Genomic DNA, 19,100 nt, shown 5'->3' with positions numbered 1-19,100 from the left:
CACTCAGCCTTCATCATCGTGGGGCAAGGCAAGTATCCATGAAGACTGTCCCTGATGATGCGGCAGTCTCGCTCCTTGAGACGCATTCCCCCTCCCCGACCCGACAGGCAGACACATGGAACACCTCTTCATCTATGGCCCGCTGGGGCCAGGCGGACTCAACGAACATGTCATCGCCAACATCGATGGCGAATGGCGCCCGGCCTATCTGCGCGGCCGACTCGAGAACAGCGATCAGGGTACCGAGCACAACTTCCCCGGGCTGGTGGTCGACAACACGGGGCAGGTGATACGCGGTCACGTCTTTTCCTCACCGCAGCTGCCCGAGCATTGGGACGCTCTCGATGACTTCGAGGGCCCCATCTATCAGCGTCGCGTCACCACCGTCATTCTCGACGACAATCGTGAGCTCGAGGTCTATGTCTATGCGCTGGCGATGTGAGAATCTCCTGCCGGGCAGGCAGAGCGACAAGTGACAGAGCGATCCCCCTGCCTCTGGATTGAGTCACCCTCTCGGCCCCAGCCTCGCCAGCGCCCTCGCCCAGGCATCACAAGGAGAATTTCTCATGCAGCTTGAAGGTTCGTGCCACTGCAAGGCCGTCACATTCCAGCTTGAGTCGCCGCATCCCTACCCGTACCAGCGCTGCTACTGCTCGATCTGTCGCAAGACGGCAGGCAGCGGCGGCCATGCGATCAACCTGGCGGGCGACGCCGGCACCCTCAAGGTGGAAGGCCGCGAGCACATCTCGATCTATCACGCGGTGATCGACGGGGTCGAAAGCCCGGCGGAACGTCATTTCTGCAAGCACTGCGGCAGTGCACTGTGGCTCTACGATGCCCGCTGGCCAGAACTGATCCACCCGCAGGCGGGGGCGATAGACACCCCGCTGCCCGTGCCACCGGAGCATGTCCACATCATGCTCGACAGCAAGGCCAACTGGGTGGAAGTCGCGCACGAGGCGCGTGATGCCCATCACGCCGAGTATCCCGACGAGAGCATCGCGGCCTGGCATGCGCGAATTGCCGAGCGCGGCACTCAGTAAGCTCAGGGACGCCCTCCAACAGGAACAGGTGCGACCCTGGTCAGGATCAGGTGCGACCTCGCGCCCTGATTCGCCGGGCTGAGCGTTGATGTCACTCGCTGCGTCGCGTATAAGTGCCGCCTATACAAGGCGGCGCTCTTGCCTGATATCCGCGGTGTACGGCGTGAAGCCTCTCGCAGGCCCGGATATTCCAGGACAGGACCGCCGTGACAGTGCATCACAGCGAGGACTCCCGTGCCGGCCCGAAAGACACGCTCCCCTGCGCCAGACGATACCGCCAGCCCTCTGGATGACCTGCCCTCCCTGCGCGGGCTGGTCGCCTTTGACGTGACGGTTCGCCTGGGCTCGATGACGGCTGCGGCCAATGAGCTGGATACCACCCAGCCCACCATCTCCCAGCGCATCCGCGCGCTGGAGGAGCACCTGGGCCATCCGCTGTTCGATCGCCAAGGCGGCAGGCTGATCCTCAACCACTACGGCGAGAGCTTTCATGCCGAACTGGCAGGCGGACTTGGCCAGGTCTGCAGCGCCGTCACGGAAGCACGTCGCAAGGTGCACAAGCCGACACCGCGCATCACCATCGCCGCGGGTGCCGGTTTCGCCCACGTCTGGCTGCGCCCGCGGCTGGAGCGGTTGGAGCAGGCCTTTCCGGAGTGTCACTTCACGCTGCTGCCGATCGATCGCGATGAAGACCCGCAGATGCAGCAGGCCGATATCGCGATCCGCTTCGGCCCGCCGCTGACGGGCGATCATCGCGATACGCTGGTGGTCGCGGAGCGCGCCTTTCCGGTCTGCTCCCCGGATTACGCGCGGCGTCATGGGCTGGAGAAGGGGCTGGATGCCGAGGCGCTGTCGCGCATCACGCTGCTGCATCTGGACATGCGCGATAGTCGCTGGCTGGACTGGGCCACCTGGTGTCGTCATGCGGGATTGCCGGTACCGCGTCTCGACAAGGCCTTTCCCTTCAACAACTTTCCGCTGACGCTGAACGCCGCCGTCAACCATCAGGGGGTCGCGCTGGGCTGGAGTCACGTCATTCAGGACCTGCTCGACAACGGCTCGCTGATCGCCCTGACGCCGCATATCTCGCGTGACCGTCATGGCTATCGCATGAGCGTCCGCCATCCCAACAGCGCCGTGATCCAGCCCATCACCCGCTGGTTGATGCGCGAATTCTCAGGCCTGACATTGCCTGACGCCTGACGCCCGCCCTCCTCACTCATCGGCTCTCAGAGACCGGCCTGAAGATCGCGCTGTACCCGTCTGGCGCGCGCTGACAGCGGCCACTCCGCCCGCGTGATCCACCACAGCGTATCCACCACCTCGACATCCCCGTCTGCGGGTGCCACCACCTTGATGGCCTGAGGATTCTGGAAGGCCTCACGGGCATGGCGAGGCACGACGCTGAAGCCCAGCCCTCGGGCGACCGGTTCCAGAATCAGGCTGATCTGATTGGTGGAGCCACTGCGCGGCAATGAGCGGACGCCCGGATTGCCCGGGAAACGCCGACTGAGCAGTCGTGACGCCATGTCCTGGCCATCGGGATGATCGATGAAGCCCAACGTCTCGAGATCGCGCCAGTCATGGATCTCGACACCCGCCGGCACCACCAGCTCAAGTGGCTCGCGGGTCAGCTCCGTCACGCTCAGGCGCGGGTCATCCGGCTTCTGGGTGACGATGCCCAGCTCGAAGCGATTCTCAAGCACTGACTCCACCACTTCGCGCGTGGGGGCGAAGCGATGATGGATATTGAGACCGGGTGACGCCTGCTGCAGCGCCAGCAAGCGGGGGTAAAGCGCCAGCCCGATGCTGCCCGGCGTGATCAGCCGAATATCCCCGTGACTGTCTTCATTGCCGGCCAGGCGCTGGGCCAGGCGCTGCTCCGCCGTCTCCATCTCGCGCGCGTAATCCAGCAACGCATGGCCGGCCGGTGTCAGTTCGAGCTTGCGAGGATGTCGAATCAACAGCTTGCCCAGCTGGGTTTCCAGATGTCGCACATGCTGGCTGACAGCGGCCTGCGTCAGATCGAGCTGCTCTGCGGTGCGCGTGAAATTGCCGACACTCACCAGAGTGCGGAAGGTACGTAACCACTGGGGTTGCAGCATGTCGGCTCCTCGTTGCGACAGTCATGGCGCCCGGGACGTGTCTGGCCTGACAGCCGGCAGTCCTGATCGGCGACGACGCCGGTCCGCCATAACGAACTCTTATCACTATCATAACAGTTACGTAGTTTTCATTATTGCTCATGACACCCAAGATGGCATCCAACGTCACGCAGACAGTGACTGAGCCAATTCCCTTCACGACTCCCTTCACGAGGTGAATCATGAGCAGCGAAAAGCACACACCGTATCCGCGCACCTTCTCCCACATCGGCCTGTCCGTCGGTGATGTGGAAGCCGCCGTCAAGTTCTATACCGAGGTACTGGGGTGGTACGTGGTGATGGAGCCGACCACCATCACCGAAGACGACTCCGCCATCGGCGTGATGTGCAGCGATGTCTTCGGTCCGGGTTGGGGCAGCTTCCGCATCGCCCACCTGTCCACCGGTGATCGTATCGGGGTCGAGATCTTCGAATTCCCGAACCACGAGACGCCGGAGAACAACTTCGAGTACTGGAAGACCGGCATCTTCCACTTCTGCGTTCAGGACCCGGACGTCGAAGGGCTGGCCGAACGCATCGTGGCCGCCGGCGGCAAGCAGCGCATGCCGGTACGCGAGTACTTCCCGGGCGAGAAGCCGTTCCGCATGGTCTACATGGAAGACCCGTTCGGCAACATCCTCGAGGTCTACAGCCACAGCTATGAAATGACCTATGCCGCCGGTGCCTATCAGAACGACTGATCAAGCCCCAGGCAGCGATGCACGCATGAGTCGATGACCGGCGCATGCGTGCATCGAACCAGCGCCCCTTGCCCCCTGTCATCAGGGGGGCAAGGGGCTTTTTTCGTCATGGCCAGGCCCCATCACGGTCGCCTCCTGTCGATTGTTGAGCAATCATTCAAATTTGCGTAAGCTGGTAGGCAATCGATGGGCGCTACCGGGCCAGCAATGCAGGGAGATTCCTTTCACCGACATCCGCTGTACTGCCTCCCCAGGCCCACACCCCACACCCAGTCTGTCCAGGAGTGTTCATGTCCACCCCAAAGCCCGTCTCCGTTCTGGTATTCGACGTCAACGAGACCCTGCTCGACATCACCACCCTTTCACCGCTGTTCGGGCGCGTCTTCGGCGATGAAGGCGTGCTGCGTGAATGGTTCGCGCAACTGGTGCTGTATTCCCAGACCCTGACGCTTGCGCATCGCTATACCCCCTTCGGTGAGCTTGGCGTGGGTATCCTGAAGATGGTCGCCGATATCCATCAGGTCACGCTCAAGGACAGCGATATCGATGAGCTCAAGTCGCGCATGGCCGAGATGCCGGCTCACCCCGACGTCGCACCGGCGCTTGAGCGCTTGAAGCAGGCCGGTTTCCGCCTGGTGACCCTGACCAACTCTCCCGCCGGTGCCTCACCGACACCGTTGGAAAAGGCCGGCATCAGCGAGGCCTTCGAGCAGCACTTCAGTGTCGGAGCCGTGGAACAGTTCAAGCCGGCGCCCGCGACCTATCAGCACGTGGCCGAGCAACTCGAGGTCAAGCTCGATGACATGTGCATGGTCGCCTGTCACGTCTGGGATACCATCGGCGCCCAGGCAGCCGGCATGCAGGGTGCACTCCTGACGCGTCCGCACAATGCCGTGCTGCCGGCAAGCAATGTCCCGACACCGGACCATGTGGCCGATGAGTTGATGACCCTGGCCGATCACCTGATCGCCACCCGACACGCCTGATCTCCCCCGCCGGTGAAAGCCGCATGACAGACACGCCACGGCGCCTACTCAAGGCCCGTGGCGTGTCTGATTTACCTCTTCCCCCCGCCTCACCTCCACCTCCCTGGTGATCTGCAGCCTTCTTCTGCCCCCTGCCTCTTGTCGATGCCTTCACTCCAGTGACCGGAACGTCTTGAGCATCTCGTCACGGGTCTGGCCGAGGGCCGTCTTGATCTCGGCATGCCGGCTGGCAATGCGCCATTCCGGGCCCAGAACCGAGATGGCGTAATGCCCCTGACTGGTCTCGAGACCCGTGGCGATGGCCGCGACCCCGCGGGTGTGCTCACCGGCGTCGTATGCGTATCCACAGCGACGAATCTCCGCCAGCTGCTCGAGCAGCTCGGGCATGTTCGCGGTCTTGTCCGTGTAGGCCGTGAGCGCGGTTCCCAGCAAGTGCTTGACCTGCGCGTCCTGCAGGTGTGCCAGCAGGACCTTGCCACTGGACGTCGCGTGCAGAGAGAGGAAATTGCCGGCCATCGGCGATACCCGCAGGGGCTGCGGGGACAATACGGAGTGCAGTATCAGCAACTCGTTGCCGCTCAGGCTGCAGAGCACCACCGTCTCCTCGGTGGTGACACTCAAGGCTTCCAGAAATGACTTGGCGTGCGTGGTGATGTCGAGCTGGCTATGCCGCGCCAGTCGCATCAAGGCAGACCCCAGCCGGATACCGCCATGCCCATGAATCTCCAGCAGATCCTCCTGCGCCAGCGCGTCCACCAGCCGCTTGACGGTGGAACGCGGCAGCTCACTGCGCTGCGCGATCTCCCCCAGACTCATGCCCCGCTCATTGCCTTCCAGGCTCTTGAGAATCGCCGCGACCCTGGCCACGACCTGTACGCCACCGCCTTCACGTGTGGTCAAGTCACATCTCCTTAACAAGCTAACTACTTGCTCAACAAAACCACTGAATGGTACAGTGTACCGCATAACGAAACACCTACCGCGATATCTTCCTGCCCTTTCCGTCAGACGCGAGAACCTGCCAGTGGCTGCTGCTCAACCCTTCAATCTACGAATCGCTCTCGGCCTCGTGGGTATCCTGCTCGCCTCGCTGATGTCCGGTGTCGGCGAGCGAGTCACTCAGACGGTGCTGACGGATGTGGTCGGTCATTTCGGCTTTTCCCATGATGAAGGCAGTTGGCTGACCACCCTCTACAGCGCCGCTGAAGTCTCGATGATGCTGCTGGCCGGCTGGTTGGCCGTCACCTTCAGCCTGCGCCGCTTCGCCATCGGTGCCTGCCTGTCACTGGCGGTGTTCTCGCTTCTGGTGCCACTGGCCGAGAGCTTCCCGTTGATGGCGGGGCTGCGCGTTGCCCAGGGGCTGGCATCCGGCAGCATCCTGCCGCTGCTGATGATGTCGGCGCTGCGCTTTCTGCCGTGGCACAGCAAGCTCTATGGCCTGTCGGCCTATGCGATGACGGCCACCTTCGGCCCTTATCTGTCGGCACCGCTGGCCGCGCTCTATGGCGACCTGGGCGACTGGAATCTGGTGTTCTGGGAAACCGCGCCGATGTGTCTCATCGCGGCGGCGCTGGTGTCCTGGGGCCTGCCACAGGACCCGCTCAAGCTGGAGCGCCTCAAGCAGTTCGACTGGCTCGGCGCCCTGCTTGGCGTCACCGCCCTGTGCGCTCTGGTGGCCGGCATGACCCAGGGCGAGCGTCTCGACTGGGGCAACTCCCCCGTGATCATCGCCCTGCTGGGCACGGGCGGACTGGCCTTCGCCGCCTTCCTGATCCATGAATGGTTCCACCCGTTGCCGCTCTACAAGCTGCAGCTCCTGGCCCATCGCAACTTCGCCTTCGGCATTCTCACCCTGTGTACCTTCATGTTCCTGACCCTGGCCGCCGGCACCATTCCCGCCGCCTTCCTGGGCGAGGTACAGGGCTATCGCCCCATGCAGCTGTTCCCGGTGATGCTGACCATGGCTCTGCCGCAGCTCGTGCTGGCACCGCTGGTGGCGACACTGATCAATCGCAGGAGCGTCGACAGCCGCTATGTGATGGCCACGGGCCTGGTGTTGATCCTGATCAGCTGCCTGCTGGGCTCGCAGCTCACCAGCGACTGGAACCGTGACAACTTCCTGCTCATCGAGGTGCTCAATACCCTGGGCCAACCGATGGTGGTCGTGCCGCTCTTGATGAATGCCACCGGCGCCATCAGTCCGCTGGACGGCCCCTTTGCCACCGCGATGGTCAACTCGCTGCGGGCGCTGTTCACGGTGGTGGCCACCACTGTCTATGGCAGCTTCATCGTCCAGCGTGATGCCCTGCATTCGACCCGCCTGAGCGAAGCGCTGGGCCTGCAGGGCAATCAGCCCGCCGGCCTCATCCCGCTGGACGCCGCGCGCGATATCGCCACTCGCCTCTCCGAGCAGGCCGCGGTGATGAGCTACGCGGATGCCTACCTCGCCATCATTCCCTTCGTGGTGGCCCTGCTGGTGCTGGTCATGGTGTTGCCGGTGCGCGCCTACCCGCCGCAACCGGCACCTGCCGCCCGCCAGCACACCCACTCTCCTGCGACCTGAAAAGCGAGAACACGATACTGCCATGAACAAGACACGCACGACTCTGCTGCTGAGCGGACTGGCCCTGCTGCTGCTGATTCTCTATGCAGCGCTCTACTGGAAGGGTCACGATGGCCGCGAGGCCACCAACAACGCCTACGTGCGTGCCGATAGCGTGATGGTCACCCCACGGGTGGCCGGCCAGATCGACACGGTACGGGTGGAAGACAACCAGGTGGTTCACGAGGGGCAGATACTGGCCACGCTGGACGACCGTGATTACCAGGCCTCCCTGCATTCCGCCCAGGCGGATCTCGCCGCCAGTCAGGCGGCGGTAGGAGATCTGGACGCCAACATCGAACGTCAGCGCGCGGTGGTGCAGCAAGCCCTCGCCGAAGTGAAGGCGACCGAGGCGTCACTGCGTTACGCACGCAATGATGCCAAACGCTATCGCAGCCTGCGCATGACCAATGCCGCCTCCCAGCAGGACAAGGAAAAGGCCGATGAGGAACAGGGCATCTGGGAGGCACGACTCGTGCAGTATCAGGCCGCTCAGCGCTCGGCCGAGAAACAGATCGGTGTCCTGCAGGCTCAGCGCGTCGAGGCCCGCGCCGAGGTCGAGCGCTCGCGCGCCACGCTTGAGCAGACAGCGCTGAACGTCGATTACACCACCATCCGCGCCCCCAAGGATGGCATCGTCACCCAGCGCTCATTGCGTGTCGGTGCCTACGTGCAGCCGGGCTCCTCGCTGCTGGCCATCGTGCCACACAAGGAAGCCTACGTGGTCGCCAACTATCTCGAGACCCAGATGGCCGAGATGGCGCCGGGCCAGCCGGTGGAGATGACGCTGGACAGCCTGCCGGGCAAGACCTTCCATGGTCATGTCGAGAGCATCGCACCGGCCTCCAGCAACGCCTTCTCGGCAGTGGCCAGCGAGAACGCCACCGGCAACTTCACCAAGATCACCCAGCGCATGCCGGTCAAGATCGCGTTTGACCCCGATCAACCCGACTTCGACAAGGTGCGCATCGGCATGTCGGTGATCACCCACGTCACTACTCGGGACGCCTCCTGATCAAAGGGACTCGCTCCCGGACGCGACGGCCGGCTAGCCGGCAAGACAAGACGCCCCATCTGTCAGTGACAGATGGGGCGTCTTGTCTTGCGTGCCCTTGCAGACAGGCGATGCAGGCGATACGGCCTGCCTGGACACTACGGACTATCCAGACGATGGCGGGCACAGCTGCCAGTCGTCGTGCTCGATATCGAGCATTGCCGCGATGGCGGCCGAGGCGATGACATGGGTCTGGCCATTGGCCTCATCATGCACATTCAGCCCACCGTGCACCACCGTGACCTCGGCGCGCCCGCGTGGCAACTCGCGTGTCACGGCATCCACATCCACGGCCTCCGGTGTCTGTACGCCGATGGTGACCTCGACACGCATCTGACGATGATCGATGCCCAGGGACTGAAACAGCACGATGGAGGAATGATGCAGGGCATCCTGCACTGCGCGGCAGGCGGCCTTGGTGTAGTCCTCTCCGTAGAGATCATTGCCGGTGCCCATCTCGAGAATGATGCGCTGCTCGCTCATGCCTGACCTCCTGACGGATGGCGGGTCTGTCGCGAAGCCTGAGGGTGCTCCGGCATGTCGGTACCGCTCGCCAGCATGTCAAACGACACGATGAGGGCGACATTGGCGATCACGCTCACCCCGCTGCCATCCGGCTTGGTCACGTCTAACCCGCCCTTGACCACCTTCACGCTGGGCTGGCCATAGGGAAATATCCCCAGCAGGGCGTCACTGTCGACCTTGTCGGGCTGCTGCACGCCGATCTCGACCTCGATCAGCATCGCCTCCTTGGGAAAGCCGAAGGCATCCGCCACATTCAGGGAGTTGTGCCACAGGGCATCACGTATCCCGCGGGCCGCCGCCTCGGTGTAGTTCTGGCTGCGAATGGAAGTGCCCATACCGAACTGGGTCACCATGCGTGTCCTGGACATGTGGCCTCCTTGAGAAACGTCGTGCACCGCGCCATGGCGATGGCACGGAAATGAAGGCAAGTCAGAGCAATCTCTCGGCCTGCTCCACCATCATCCGCCATCAAACATCACTTTTCCATACAATACGTTCCACTTTCATGAACATCTATCCACAACTGGCGCGATAGGCCCGCCATCGACGCTAGACATCCCAGCGGGGCTTGAACCAGCCAAGCACCCAGCAGACCCCGACGAGCACCACCACCGAGGCGAAATCGCCGCGAAACAGATTCACCACCGCCAGACCGGCCGACACCAACTGGGCATTGGTGAGCGCGATGCTTCTCCAGCGCAATCTCTGATACTCCGCCTCTGTCATGCTGGCCTCCACGTCAGACGTCTTGAGCACGCTTCTCAGGCGGCTCACCGCTCACCCGCTGCTTGCCTCAAGCGATTGGCCACCGCTCTGGTGAGCGTAGTACAGGAAGAATGCCGAATTCAGCCTCCCTTCGCCTATCCGACAAAAAGACTCGCGCTGACATGGTGGCGTCACCTCAGGGTTGCTATGTTCAGAATTCCCTTGATCACAGGAGTCTGACATGACCCGCCTGACCGCAAAGGATTTTGCCCCCGAGTTGCTGGAGCTGTATGACGGCTATGTGCATGGCCAGATCACCCGCCGCCAGTTTCTGGATCGCGCGGCAGCCTTTGCCGTCGCGGGCATGACGGCCACCTCGATACTGGCCAGCCTAAGCCCGAACTACGCGCTGGCCTCACAGGTCGAGTTCACCGACCCCGACATCGTGGCCGAGTACATCACCTATCCCTCTCCCGAAGGCCACGGCGAGGTGCGCGCCTATCGAGTGACACCGGCCAATGCCAGCGGGCCGTTGCCCGGCGTGGTGGTGGTGCACGAGAACCGCGGCCTGAACCCCTATATCGAGGATGTCGCGCGGCGTGTGGCCAAGGCCGGCTATGTCGCGCTGGCGCCGGATGGCCTCAGTTCGGTGGGCGGCTATCCCGGCAACGACCCCAGGGGCAAGGAGCTGCAGGCACAGGTAGACCCGGAAAAGCTGATGAACGACTTCTTTGCCGCCATCGATTACCTGATGGCCGAGAACCGCACCACCGGCAAGATCGGCATCACCGGCTTCTGCTACGGTGGCGGGGTCTCCAATGCGGCCGCCGTCGCCTATCCGGAACTGGCCTGCGCCGTGCCCTTCTACGGCCGCCAGCCACGCGCCGAGGAAGTCGCGGCCATCCAGGCCCCGCTGCTCTTGCACTACGCCGAGCATGACGAGCGCGTCAATGCCGGCTGGCCCGCCTATGAAGCCGCGCTGAAGGAGCATGACAAGGTCTACGAGGCCTATCTCTACCCCGGCACCCACCACGGCTTCCACAACGACTCGACCCCACGCTATGACGAACAGGCCGCCAAGCTCGCCTGGGACAGAACCCTTGCCTGGTTCGAGAAGTATCTGAGCTGACCTCAGGCGGCACCGGGGAAACTGCCACCAGCCTCGATACGACGAAGCCAGCCATCACCTGGATTGCGTGATGGCTGGCTTCGTCATTTCCGTGTGACCGGGGCCGATGCCCCTTCAGGCTCAGGCCTGATCAGTTCAGCACAGGCCAGTTCTGAAAAAAGCTCAGCTGCACAGCAGCCCACTGGCGACGATCTCGCTGAGCGTGCCCTGGCCGATGCCACTGATGCGGGTCAGTTGACCACTGGAACTCCACGGACGCTGACGGATGATGTCTGCGGCACGCGCCGGCCCGATATTGGGCAGCTGATCCAGCTGGTCGGCGTTGGCGGTGTTGAGGTCGATGCAGGTCTGACTCGCCGAGCTGGAGGCCTTTGACGCCCTGCGGGAGGCGACCTCTGCCCCGGCTGCCTGCGGCTGACCACCCTCCAGCGGCAGCAACGCCAGTGTCTCGCCGGTCACCGACAGATAGATCGGGGCGTGGTCCGAGACATCGGCACGCGCTGTCTCATGACTGATGCCCAGATAGTCCGGGAAGCGGAACACATCGCCGCTGGCCTTGGGCCATTCGCTCGGCACATACCAGATGTTGTCGTAGAGCGAGGCATAGCGGCCATCGGTCTTGGAGAGCGTCGTCGCACCCTCGGTGATCAACGGGCGCAGGCCGAGGGTACGCAGATCTCCCCACGCAGGCTCATCCGGTGCCATGTTGAAGTCGCCCATGATGATCGCCGGAGTGCCGGGCGAGATTTCCTTCATCAGGTCATAGATATCGGCTAGCGCGCGGATTTCCGGCGAGCGATCCGCCTTGCTGTCGCCATAGACGATGTGCACGTTGGCGGCGCTGAAGGCCCGCCCAGTGTCCTTCTCGACGAAGGTGGCGAGCAGCGGCTCGCGCGAGAACACATCCTCGGGATCGAGATAGACGGTAGCCCCGCCCTGATAGGCGATCGTCTTGTCGCGATACAGATAGGCATAACGCTCGGTATAGGTGCTGCGCCCCACCGCATGGCTGACCAGGCTGTCCCACTCGTCGCCGGTCAGGGCCTCCAGCTGCTGCTCGAGCTCGCTGACGACCTCCTCCTTCATCACCTCCTGCAGGCCGATCAGATCCATGTGGCTGGCCACCGCCGCGACCTGCTCGAGATGCTTGCCGTTGTTCTAGCCGGCATGCTTCAGATTCCAGCTGGCAATCACCGCATTCGCCTGACTGCTGGCCGCAGCGCCCAACAGCACGGGGACTGCCAGCGCCGTCACCACCCGCCTGACAATCCGCTCAAGCCGAGAGCCATCAGAGGGCTGCCGGCCGCGCGCGTTCTTGCTGATGCTACTCGTGCTGCTGTTGCTGGCGATATTTGAGTGACTGCTGCTCGAATTGCTGACGCTACCGCGATGACCTGTGCGTATCACTGCATGACCCTTGACTGATGACTCGTACACAAAAGACCGTAAGGCCCTGTATCTTATGGACTTGTCGTCAAGGTTTATAGAACCATGATGTTATTTATTACCCTTTGCGCGACTTTCGATGACTACCGGGTCAGCCACACGCTCACGACGGTCGTCGCTTGACCTTGCAGCGCAAGCTCTTACCCTCGACTCACAGCGTCTTCCCTGTCTTTCACCACGAGCTTCCATGATGACATCGCCATCCCACTCCCCCGGCAACGCGTTGCGCCGTCTGCGTCAGACCACGCCACTGGTGCACAACATCACCAACCATGTCGCCATGACACCGACCGCCAATACCCTGCTGGCCATTGGCGCCTCGCCGCTGATGGCGCATGCGCAGCAGGAGATCCAGGAAATCTCCGCCATCAGTGCGGCGCTGTCGATCAATATCGGCACCCTGTCGCCCAGCTGGATCGAGGCCATGCAGCTGGCGGCGATGTGCGCCCACCGCGATGGCAAACCCTGGGTGCTGGACCCCGTCGGCATCGGCGCCTCCAGCCTGCGCCAGTACGCGTGCCGCGCGCTGCTGGAATATCGCCCCAGCGTGATACGTGCCAATGCCTCGGAGGTGCTGGCGCTGGCCGGCGAGATGAATCAGGGCCGTGGCGTGGACAGCGGCGATGACAGTGAGGATGCGCTGGAGCGCGCCAGCCGCGCCGCCGTCGCCCTGGCGCGCACGCAGAACTGCGTGGTGGCGATGACCGGCCACGTCGATGTCGTCACCGATGGCCAGCGGCAAATCACGATTCAGGGCGGCCATGCGCTGATGGGCCGCGTCACCGCCATGGGCTGCGCACTGAGCAGCGTGGTCGCCGCCTTCCTCGCCGGGAGTGATGACACCTTGCAGGCCACCGCCGCCGCGCTGGCCTGTTACGCCGAGGCCGGTGAGACGGCGGGCCAGTCAGTAGAGGGCCCGGGCAGCTTCGTGCCACGCTTCCTGGATGCCCTGTATACTCTCGACGCCGATTCCACTCTGCTTGCCTCTCGCCTGGAGCTGACCGATGTCACTTGATCTATCCCTTTACCTGGTCACCGACCCCGCGCTGTGCGCCGAGCGCGGCCTGGAAGCCACCGTGATGGCCGCCGTGCGCGGCGGCGTCAGTGTCGTGCAGCTGCGCGACAAGCACGCCAGCGACGAGGAGATGATCGCCCAGGCCATCCGCCTCAAGGCGCTGCTGGACGAGTACGAGGTGCCGCTGATCATCAATGACCGCATCGAGGTCGCGCTGGCCAGTGGCGCCGATGGCCTGCACATCGGCCAGAGCGATGGCGACCCGGTCGAGGCGCGTCGCCGTCTGGGCGAGGACGCCTTGATCGGCCTGTCGGTCCAGACGCTTGAGCAGCTCAAGGCCGTCGATGTCGAGCGCATCGACTACCTCGGCCTCGGCCCGGTCTATGCCACCGCGACCAAGCCCGATCACGCCGCACCGCTGGGCATCGAAGGACTCACCCAGCTGGTGCGCTCAAGCCCGCTGCCGACGGTCGCCATCGGCGGTATCTCGCTGGCCAATGCGGGAGACGTCATGAGCAGCGGCACTGACGGCCTCGCCGTGGTCTCGGCGCTGTGTTGTGCCGAGGACCCCGCCGCCGCCGCCCAGCAATTTCTGGCGCAGTATCCTTTCTGAGCTGATCCTGCCCATCAGCTAGAGACGACAACGCCCGCCATGGTCAGCCATGGCGGGCGTTGTCGTCTTTGCTAAAGGGTCTGCCTGAGCGGATCAGCTGGCCGCGAGATCACTCTCGGCATTGGCCACCAGCGCGAACTCTTCCTCGGCGGTCTTCGCCACCAGCTGATGGCGGCTGAAGATGGCGTAGTAGGCGATGCCCACCACGAACAGCACCACGGTGTAGTTGAAGGCGCGCGGATCGAAGGCATAGACCCCGGTCAGCGCGATCAGCGAGAGCACCAGCGCGATGGAGGAGGTCACGATGCCACCCGGCGTGCGATAGGGACGCGCCATCTGCGGCTGGCGCAGGCGCAACAGGATGTGGCTGGCGGCCATCAGTGCGTAGGAGACGGTCGCCCCCACCACCGCCATGCCGAGGATCAGATCGCCTTCACCGGTCAGCGAGACCAGGAAACCGAAGACGCCCGGCACCACCAGCGCCCAGGTCGGCGCCTTGCGCTTGCTGGTCAGCGACAGCGTCTTGGGCAGATAGCCGGCCCGTGACAGCGCGAACACCAGACGGCTGTAGCCGTAGATGATCGAGAAGAACGAGGCCACCAGCCCGGCCAGTGCCAGCACGTTGACCAGCGTCGCCAGCCCTTCGCTGCCGGTCGCGTTCAGCGCATCCACCAGCGGCACGGCACTGCTGCCGATCGCCTCGGCACCGGCGGCACCGGCCAGCAGGAAGACGACGAGCACGGCGGTGAACATCAGAAACAGCATGGCGCCGATGATGCCACGCGGGACATCACGGGCCGGATTGCGCGATTCCTCAGCCGCCAGCGGCACCCCTTCCACGGCCAGGAACAGCCACATGCCGAAGGGCAGCGCCGCCCAGATGCCATACCAGCCATTGGGCATGAAATCGCTGGCACCCCAGGCATCCGTCGGCGCGATGTCGAACAGGCGACTGCTGTCGAAGTCACCGATCAGCGCGACCGCGGTGGCGATGATCGCGAACACCGCCAGGCCGCTGATCACCATCATCATCTTGAGCGCCTCGCCAACCCCCGCCAGGTGGATGCCGATGAACACCAGGTAGAAGATGGCGTAGATGATCGGGCCATTGATGCCCAGCAGCGACTCCACCGCGCTGCCGATGAAGATGACGATGGCTGCGGGTGCCAGCGCATATTCGATCAATACCGCAAGGCCGGTGAGATAGCCGCCAGCCGGGCCCATGGCCTGGCGTGCGAAGCTGTAACCGCCGCCGGCGGCCGGTATCGCCGCTGACATTTCCGCCAGCGACAGCACCAGCGCCAGATACATGATGCCCATCAGTAGCGCCGCGATCGCGAAGCCGCCCCAGCCCGCCTCCGCGATACCGAAATTCCAGCCGGCGAAATCACCGGAGATCACATAGGAGACCCCGAGTCCCGCCAGCAGAATCCAGCCCGCCGTGCCCTTCTTCAACTGCCGTCTGGCCAGATAGTCCTGCTCGTTGGTGTCGTGATTCATGTCGTGATTCGTGTCGCGAGTCATGGTGCCGCCTAGTTTCCGTCAAGCATTGTCATTGTTGGATCGGGAGATTCCCGCTGATGCGCTGCCATCCCGTCAGGACAGCAGGAAGTTCTGGATACCGCCCCCGCTCTCCAGCGAGTTGTCACCACTTCTGTCCTTGAGCCCCACCCCGGTGAGGCCGAGCTTGCGGGCCTCGCACAGCAGGTAATGCAGCCGCTGGGCGGCCATGGCGAAGTCGAGCCCTGCCGGGCGCACGTTGGAGATGCAGTTGCGACTGGCATCACTGAGTCCGACGCGCGGCTGCCAGGTGAGATAGAGGCCGAGGCTGTCCGGTGAGCTGAGACCGGGGCGCTCGCCGACCATCACCAGCACCGCCCGCGCCCTGAGCAGTTCACCGACTTCATCGCCGATCGCGACCCGTCCCTGCTCCACCACGCTGATGGGTGACAGCGTCCAGGCATCCGGACCCTCCTCGGCAAGCGTTTCCAGCAATGCCGCGATGAAGGGCGCGGCGTTGTTCTGGACCGCCAGAGACGACAGCCCATCGACGATCACGATGGCCAGATCCGCAGGCTCCGGTGCGAGGCTGGACAATTGCTCACACGAGGCCGCATCGAGACGTCGCCCATAGTCGGGGCGTTGCAGATAGGTGGTGCGATCCACGGCGCGACTGTGCAGGCGCTGAAGGTCAGGGGCGTTCTCGAGGGCAGGTAGCTGATTGAGATCCTCGATCAGTCGGGGAATCTCCAGCGGCAGATGGACGGCGTCCTGCGCGCGGGCATGCGCCAGCTGGAATTCCAGCGAGCGCTGGGTCGGCAGGCTGATGCCGGCGCGGCCCAGGCCGATGCGCGCATCCGTGAACTGTCCCAGCAACTGCCAGGCATTGGGCGTGACGATGGCGGGCGATTCGCTGACAGCCGTTCCCTGCTGGCCCTCGCGAGCCGTGGATGACGCATCACTGGCGGAAGAGTCATGGCTCATGCATCACCTCCGGATACCTGACGCAAGGAATCGGCAAAGCAGGACGGCATGTCAGCGGGCAGCTTCTGCTGGGCGACATCGGTGAAGATCTGCATCTCCTCGAGCCAGGCGGCGAATTCCGGCGCCGGGCCCAGGCCCAGCACCCGCCGGGCATAGAGAGCATCGTGGAAGGAGGTGGTCTGATAGTTGAGCATGATGTCATCGGAGCCGGGGATGCCCATGATGAAGTTGCAGCCGGCCACCCCGAGCAGCGTCAGCAGGGTATCCATGTCGTTCTGGTCGGCATCGGCATGATTGGTGTAGCAGATGTCGCAGCCCATCGGCAGCCCCAGCAGCTTGCCGCAGAAGTGGTCTTCAAGCCCCGCGCGGATGATCTCCTTGCCATTGAACAGATACTCGGGGCCGATGAAGCCGACCACGGTGTTCACCAGCAACGGCGAGTACTTGCGGGCCACCGCATAGGCACGCGCCTCGCAGGTCTGCTGGTCCAGGCCGTGATGGGCATCGGCGGACAGCGCACTGCCCTGGCCGGTCTCGAAATACATCACGTTGTCGCCCACCGTGCCGCGCTTGAGCGACAGTGCGGCCTGCTGGGCCTCCGCCAGCACGGAAAGCTCGACGCCGAAGCTCTCGTTGGTGGCCTGGGTGCCGCCGATGGACTGGAAGACAAGATCCACCGGAGCGCCCTGCTCGATGCATTCAATGGTGTTGGTGACGTGGGTGAGCACGCAGGACTGGGTGGGGATTTCGTATTTCTGGATCACTTCATCCATCAGACGCATCAGCTTGATGCTCTGGGCCACGTTGTCGGTGGCCGGATTGATGCCGATCACGGCGTCGCCGTTGCCGTAGAGCAGGCCATCGAGAATGCTGGCAGCGATGCCGGTGACATCATCGGTGGGATGGTTGGGCTGCAGGCGGGTCGAGAGATGGCCGCTCTTGCCGATGGTATTGCGAAAGGCCGTGACCACCTCACACTTCTTCGCGACCAGAATCAGGTCCTGATTGCGCATCAGCTTGCTGACCGCCGCGGCCATTTCCGGGGTGATGCCGGCACGCACCTGCGCCAGCACCGCCGGCGTCGCGAGGTCACTCAGCAGCCAGTTGCGGAAGTCGCCGACGGTGAGATGGGCGATCGGCAGGAAGGCTACCGGATCATGCTCATCGATGATCAGGCGGGTGATGTCGTCCTGTTCGTAGGGAATCAGCACGTCGTCCAGGAAGGTCTTGAGGGGCAATTCGGCCAGACACAGCTGAGCGATCACTCGCTCTTCGGCGGTTTCCGCGATCACGCCAGCAAGGCGATCTCCGGAGCGGGCGGGGGTCGCCTTGGCCATCAGCTCGGCCAGACTGGCGAAGCGATGGACCTGACTGCCCAGGGTGTAACGGTATTCGCGACTCATGGGTGATTCCTTGCACTGACAGATGTCATTTCATCTCAGTCGTTTTGCAGGAATCACGCCAATTTCTTCAGGTCCCTCTTTGGTCCTGCACATGCCTGCAGACCCCACGCTGCAAGGCGTGCCTTCATGACTGACACGCCTGCACGGCGAGAGTGAACATCACCGCGGCGACACCCTCGCACCAGATTGGCGCGCCTTCAGTCATTCGCGAACGGAGGCGAGCAGACAGATGCTGCCAATTGGTGCGCCCGCCCAGCCATGTCGCATGAGATGGGACAAGTGCATCGGCGCCAGATCAGCGACGTGCGCCACCCAGCTCCGTGATGATCGCCTCGCGCTGCTTGAGCGAGGCCACGCCTGCCTCTCCCAGCTTGCTGGCCACCTCGCTGAGCAGGCCTTCGGCGAGAAACATGAAGGCGCTCATGCTGTTGCTGTAGAAGAGGCTGTGATTGGGCACATGGAAACTGTGGCGCGCCAGCGGCGCCAGCGGGGAGCTGGCCGAATCGGTCAACGCGATCACCACGACACCGCGTTTCACCGCGACCTCGGCGCAGGCCACCACGCTTGGGGTGTAGGGGAAGCAGCTGGCCACCACCAGCACGTCGCCGGCCGTCAGCTGGGCCAGCGCATCCGCCACGCCCTGACGACTGGCATCCAGCGGCGCCACGTCCGGGCGCAGCATGCCAAGTCCATAGGCCATGAACAGTGCCAGAGAATTGAACTGGCGCATGCCATGCAGGCGCACGCGCGGTGCCTCGGCCAGCAAGGTGGTGGCGGCCTCGAAGGCCGCGGCGTCCATCCTCTCCAACATGCCGAGAATATTGGCGCTTTCCTGTCGCCCCAACCGCGCCAGCTGCGCCATGGCGGTGCTATCCGCATCACGTGACGAGAGTTGCGCCGCTTGGGCGCTGAAGAAATGCTGGCCATCCGTCACGGCCTGACGGAAGACAGCCTGAAACCGGCTGAAGCCCTCATAGCCCAGGCGCTGCGCCAGACGCGAGAAGGTCGAGGCATTCACGCCGGTCATCTCCGCCAGCTGGCTGATGGAAGATACCGCCGTGCGCTGCGGCGATTCGATCAGCACGGCCAGCACGCGTCGGGAACTCGCGCCGAGGCGGATCTCCACCTCACGACGATCGATCGCCACCAGCAGCTGCTTCAACCCTTCCAGGGTCTCCGGCGGCGAGTCAGGGGATGCGGGCCCGGGGGCTAGGGAGGATGGGGGCATGGGATGCCTCCTTGGCAAGGGA

General features: G+C 63.7%; 20 protein-coding genes and 1 pseudogene. 10 read left to right on the top strand and 11 right to left on the bottom strand.

Annotated elements, in window-relative coordinates; genetic code table 11:
- Positions 1 to 115 precede the first annotated feature (115 nt).
- The 3 genes from QD228_RS16180 (at position 116) to QD228_RS16170 (ending at position 2,246) form a co-directional block, all read left to right on the top strand.
- Positions 116 to 442, top strand: a complete 327-nt coding sequence (locus tag QD228_RS16180) for a gamma-glutamylcyclotransferase family protein (RefSeq protein ID WP_077373980.1) — start codon at positions 116 to 118, stop codon at positions 440 to 442.
- 124 nt (positions 443 to 566) lie between these two features.
- Positions 567 to 1,043, top strand: coding sequence for a GFA family protein (locus tag QD228_RS16175; protein ID WP_077373983.1), 477 nt, complete (start codon positions 567 to 569; stop codon positions 1,041 to 1,043).
- Between the two features lie 234 nt (positions 1,044 to 1,277).
- Positions 1,278 to 2,246, top strand: a complete 969-nt coding sequence (locus QD228_RS16170) for a LysR substrate-binding domain-containing protein (RefSeq protein ID WP_141392023.1) — start codon at positions 1,278 to 1,280, stop codon at positions 2,244 to 2,246.
- Between the two features lie 26 nt (positions 2,247 to 2,272).
- Here QD228_RS16170 and QD228_RS16165 read toward each other — a convergent pair whose 3' ends face one another.
- The gene (locus tag QD228_RS16165; RefSeq protein ID WP_279876054.1) at positions 2,273 to 3,148 is read right to left on the bottom strand and encodes a LysR family transcriptional regulator; all 876 of its coding nucleotides are present in this window, start codon (positions 3,146 to 3,148) and stop codon (positions 2,273 to 2,275) included.
- A 221-nt stretch (positions 3,149 to 3,369) separates the two neighbouring features.
- Between QD228_RS16165 and QD228_RS16160 the strand changes: the two genes are divergently transcribed.
- Complete coding sequence (locus QD228_RS16160) at positions 3,370 to 3,888, top strand: lactoylglutathione lyase family protein (RefSeq protein ID WP_077373992.1); 519 nt, start codon at positions 3,370 to 3,372, stop codon at positions 3,886 to 3,888.
- A 290-nt stretch (positions 3,889 to 4,178) separates the two neighbouring features.
- Positions 4,179 to 4,874, top strand: a complete 696-nt coding sequence (locus QD228_RS16155; protein ID WP_279876053.1) for a haloacid dehalogenase type II — start codon at positions 4,179 to 4,181, stop codon at positions 4,872 to 4,874.
- Positions 4,875 to 5,024: 150 nt separating this feature from the next.
- Here QD228_RS16155 and QD228_RS16150 read toward each other — a convergent pair whose 3' ends face one another.
- Positions 5,025 to 5,774 (bottom strand): IclR family transcriptional regulator, encoded by a 750-nt coding sequence (locus tag QD228_RS16150; protein WP_279856100.1) that lies wholly within the window; start codon positions 5,772 to 5,774, stop codon positions 5,025 to 5,027.
- Between the two features lie 124 nt (positions 5,775 to 5,898).
- Here QD228_RS16150 and QD228_RS16145 point away from each other — a divergent pair, with 124 nt between their 5' ends.
- Entirely contained in the window at positions 5,899 to 7,437 is a 1,539-nt protein-coding gene (locus QD228_RS16145; RefSeq protein ID WP_279876052.1) for an MFS transporter, read from the top strand.
- A 22-nt stretch (positions 7,438 to 7,459) separates the two neighbouring features.
- Positions 7,460 to 8,491, top strand: a complete 1,032-nt coding sequence (locus QD228_RS16140) for an HlyD family secretion protein (RefSeq protein WP_279876051.1) — start codon at positions 7,460 to 7,462, stop codon at positions 8,489 to 8,491.
- A 144-nt stretch (positions 8,492 to 8,635) separates the two neighbouring features.
- Here QD228_RS16140 and QD228_RS16135 read toward each other — a convergent pair whose 3' ends face one another.
- The 3 genes from QD228_RS16135 to QD228_RS16125 all read right to left on the bottom strand — a co-directional run bounded on the left by QD228_RS16135 (position 8,636) and on the right by QD228_RS16125 (position 9,781).
- Complete coding sequence (locus QD228_RS16135) at positions 8,636 to 9,013, bottom strand: Lin0512 family protein (protein ID WP_191237380.1); 378 nt, start codon at positions 9,011 to 9,013, stop codon at positions 8,636 to 8,638.
- The gene (locus QD228_RS16130) at positions 9,010 to 9,423 is read right to left on the bottom strand and encodes a Lin0512 family protein (protein ID WP_077374004.1); all 414 of its coding nucleotides are present in this window, start codon (positions 9,421 to 9,423) and stop codon (positions 9,010 to 9,012) included. The genes QD228_RS16135 and QD228_RS16130 overlap by 4 nt, the downstream gene beginning before the upstream one ends.
- Positions 9,424 to 9,604: 181 nt before the next feature.
- On the bottom strand, positions 9,605 to 9,781 hold the full coding sequence (locus QD228_RS16125; protein WP_157109441.1) for a hypothetical protein: 177 nt from the start codon (positions 9,779 to 9,781) through the stop codon (positions 9,605 to 9,607).
- A gap of 220 nt (positions 9,782 to 10,001) precedes the next feature.
- Here QD228_RS16125 and yghX point away from each other — a divergent pair, with 220 nt between their 5' ends.
- Entirely contained in the window at positions 10,002 to 10,889 is an 888-nt protein-coding gene (gene yghX, locus QD228_RS16120) for a YghX family hydrolase (protein WP_176494380.1), read from the top strand.
- A gap of 162 nt (positions 10,890 to 11,051) precedes the next feature.
- On the opposite strand, the gene QD228_RS16115 is transcribed toward yghX, so the two are convergent.
- Together QD228_RS16115 and QD228_RS16110 are read right to left on the bottom strand one after the other, a co-directional pair.
- On the bottom strand, positions 11,052 to 11,348 hold the full coding sequence (locus tag QD228_RS16115) for a helix-hairpin-helix domain-containing protein (RefSeq protein ID WP_279876061.1): 297 nt from the start codon (positions 11,346 to 11,348) through the stop codon (positions 11,052 to 11,054).
- A gap of 30 nt (positions 11,349 to 11,378) precedes the next feature.
- A pseudogene (locus QD228_RS16110) lies at positions 11,379 to 12,020 on the bottom strand (endonuclease/exonuclease/phosphatase family protein); the annotation flags it as partial.
- A gap of 502 nt (positions 12,021 to 12,522) precedes the next feature.
- Between QD228_RS16110 and thiM the strand changes: the two are divergent.
- Positions 12,523 to 13,350 carry a hydroxyethylthiazole kinase gene (gene thiM, locus QD228_RS16105; RefSeq protein ID WP_338080383.1) on the top strand — a complete coding sequence of 276 codons (828 nt, stop codon included), beginning with the start codon at positions 12,523 to 12,525 and terminating at the stop codon, positions 13,348 to 13,350.
- Positions 13,340 to 13,963, top strand: coding sequence for a thiamine phosphate synthase (thiE, locus tag QD228_RS16100; RefSeq protein ID WP_084208256.1), 624 nt, complete (start codon positions 13,340 to 13,342; stop codon positions 13,961 to 13,963). The genes thiM and thiE overlap by 11 nt, the downstream gene beginning before the upstream one ends.
- Positions 13,964 to 14,056: 93 nt before the next feature.
- Here thiE and eat read toward each other — a convergent pair whose 3' ends face one another.
- The 4 genes from eat to QD228_RS16080 all read right to left on the bottom strand — a co-directional run bounded on the left by eat (position 14,057) and on the right by QD228_RS16080 (position 19,078).
- Positions 14,057 to 15,463, bottom strand: coding sequence for an ethanolamine permease (gene eat, locus QD228_RS16095; RefSeq protein WP_279876050.1), 1,407 nt, complete (start codon positions 15,461 to 15,463; stop codon positions 14,057 to 14,059).
- 96 nt (positions 15,464 to 15,559) lie between these two features.
- On the bottom strand, positions 15,560 to 16,447 hold the full coding sequence (gene eutC / locus QD228_RS16090) for an ethanolamine ammonia-lyase subunit EutC (protein ID WP_279876049.1): 888 nt from the start codon (positions 16,445 to 16,447) through the stop codon (positions 15,560 to 15,562).
- On the bottom strand, positions 16,444 to 17,850 hold the full coding sequence (locus tag QD228_RS16085) for an ethanolamine ammonia-lyase subunit EutB (RefSeq protein WP_279876048.1): 1,407 nt from the start codon (positions 17,848 to 17,850) through the stop codon (positions 16,444 to 16,446). The genes eutC and QD228_RS16085 overlap by 4 nt, the downstream gene beginning before the upstream one ends.
- A 295-nt stretch (positions 17,851 to 18,145) precedes the next feature.
- Complete coding sequence (locus QD228_RS16080; RefSeq protein ID WP_279876047.1) at positions 18,146 to 19,078, bottom strand: MurR/RpiR family transcriptional regulator; 933 nt, start codon at positions 19,076 to 19,078, stop codon at positions 18,146 to 18,148.
- Positions 19,079 to 19,100: the final 22 nt, after the last annotated feature.

Origin of the sequence: Cobetia sp. 3AK (assembly GCF_029846335.1) — a bacterium.
Lineage (GTDB): Bacteria > Pseudomonadota > Gammaproteobacteria > Pseudomonadales > Halomonadaceae > Cobetia > Cobetia marina.
This window is presented reverse-complemented; position numbering and strand designations above follow the sequence as displayed.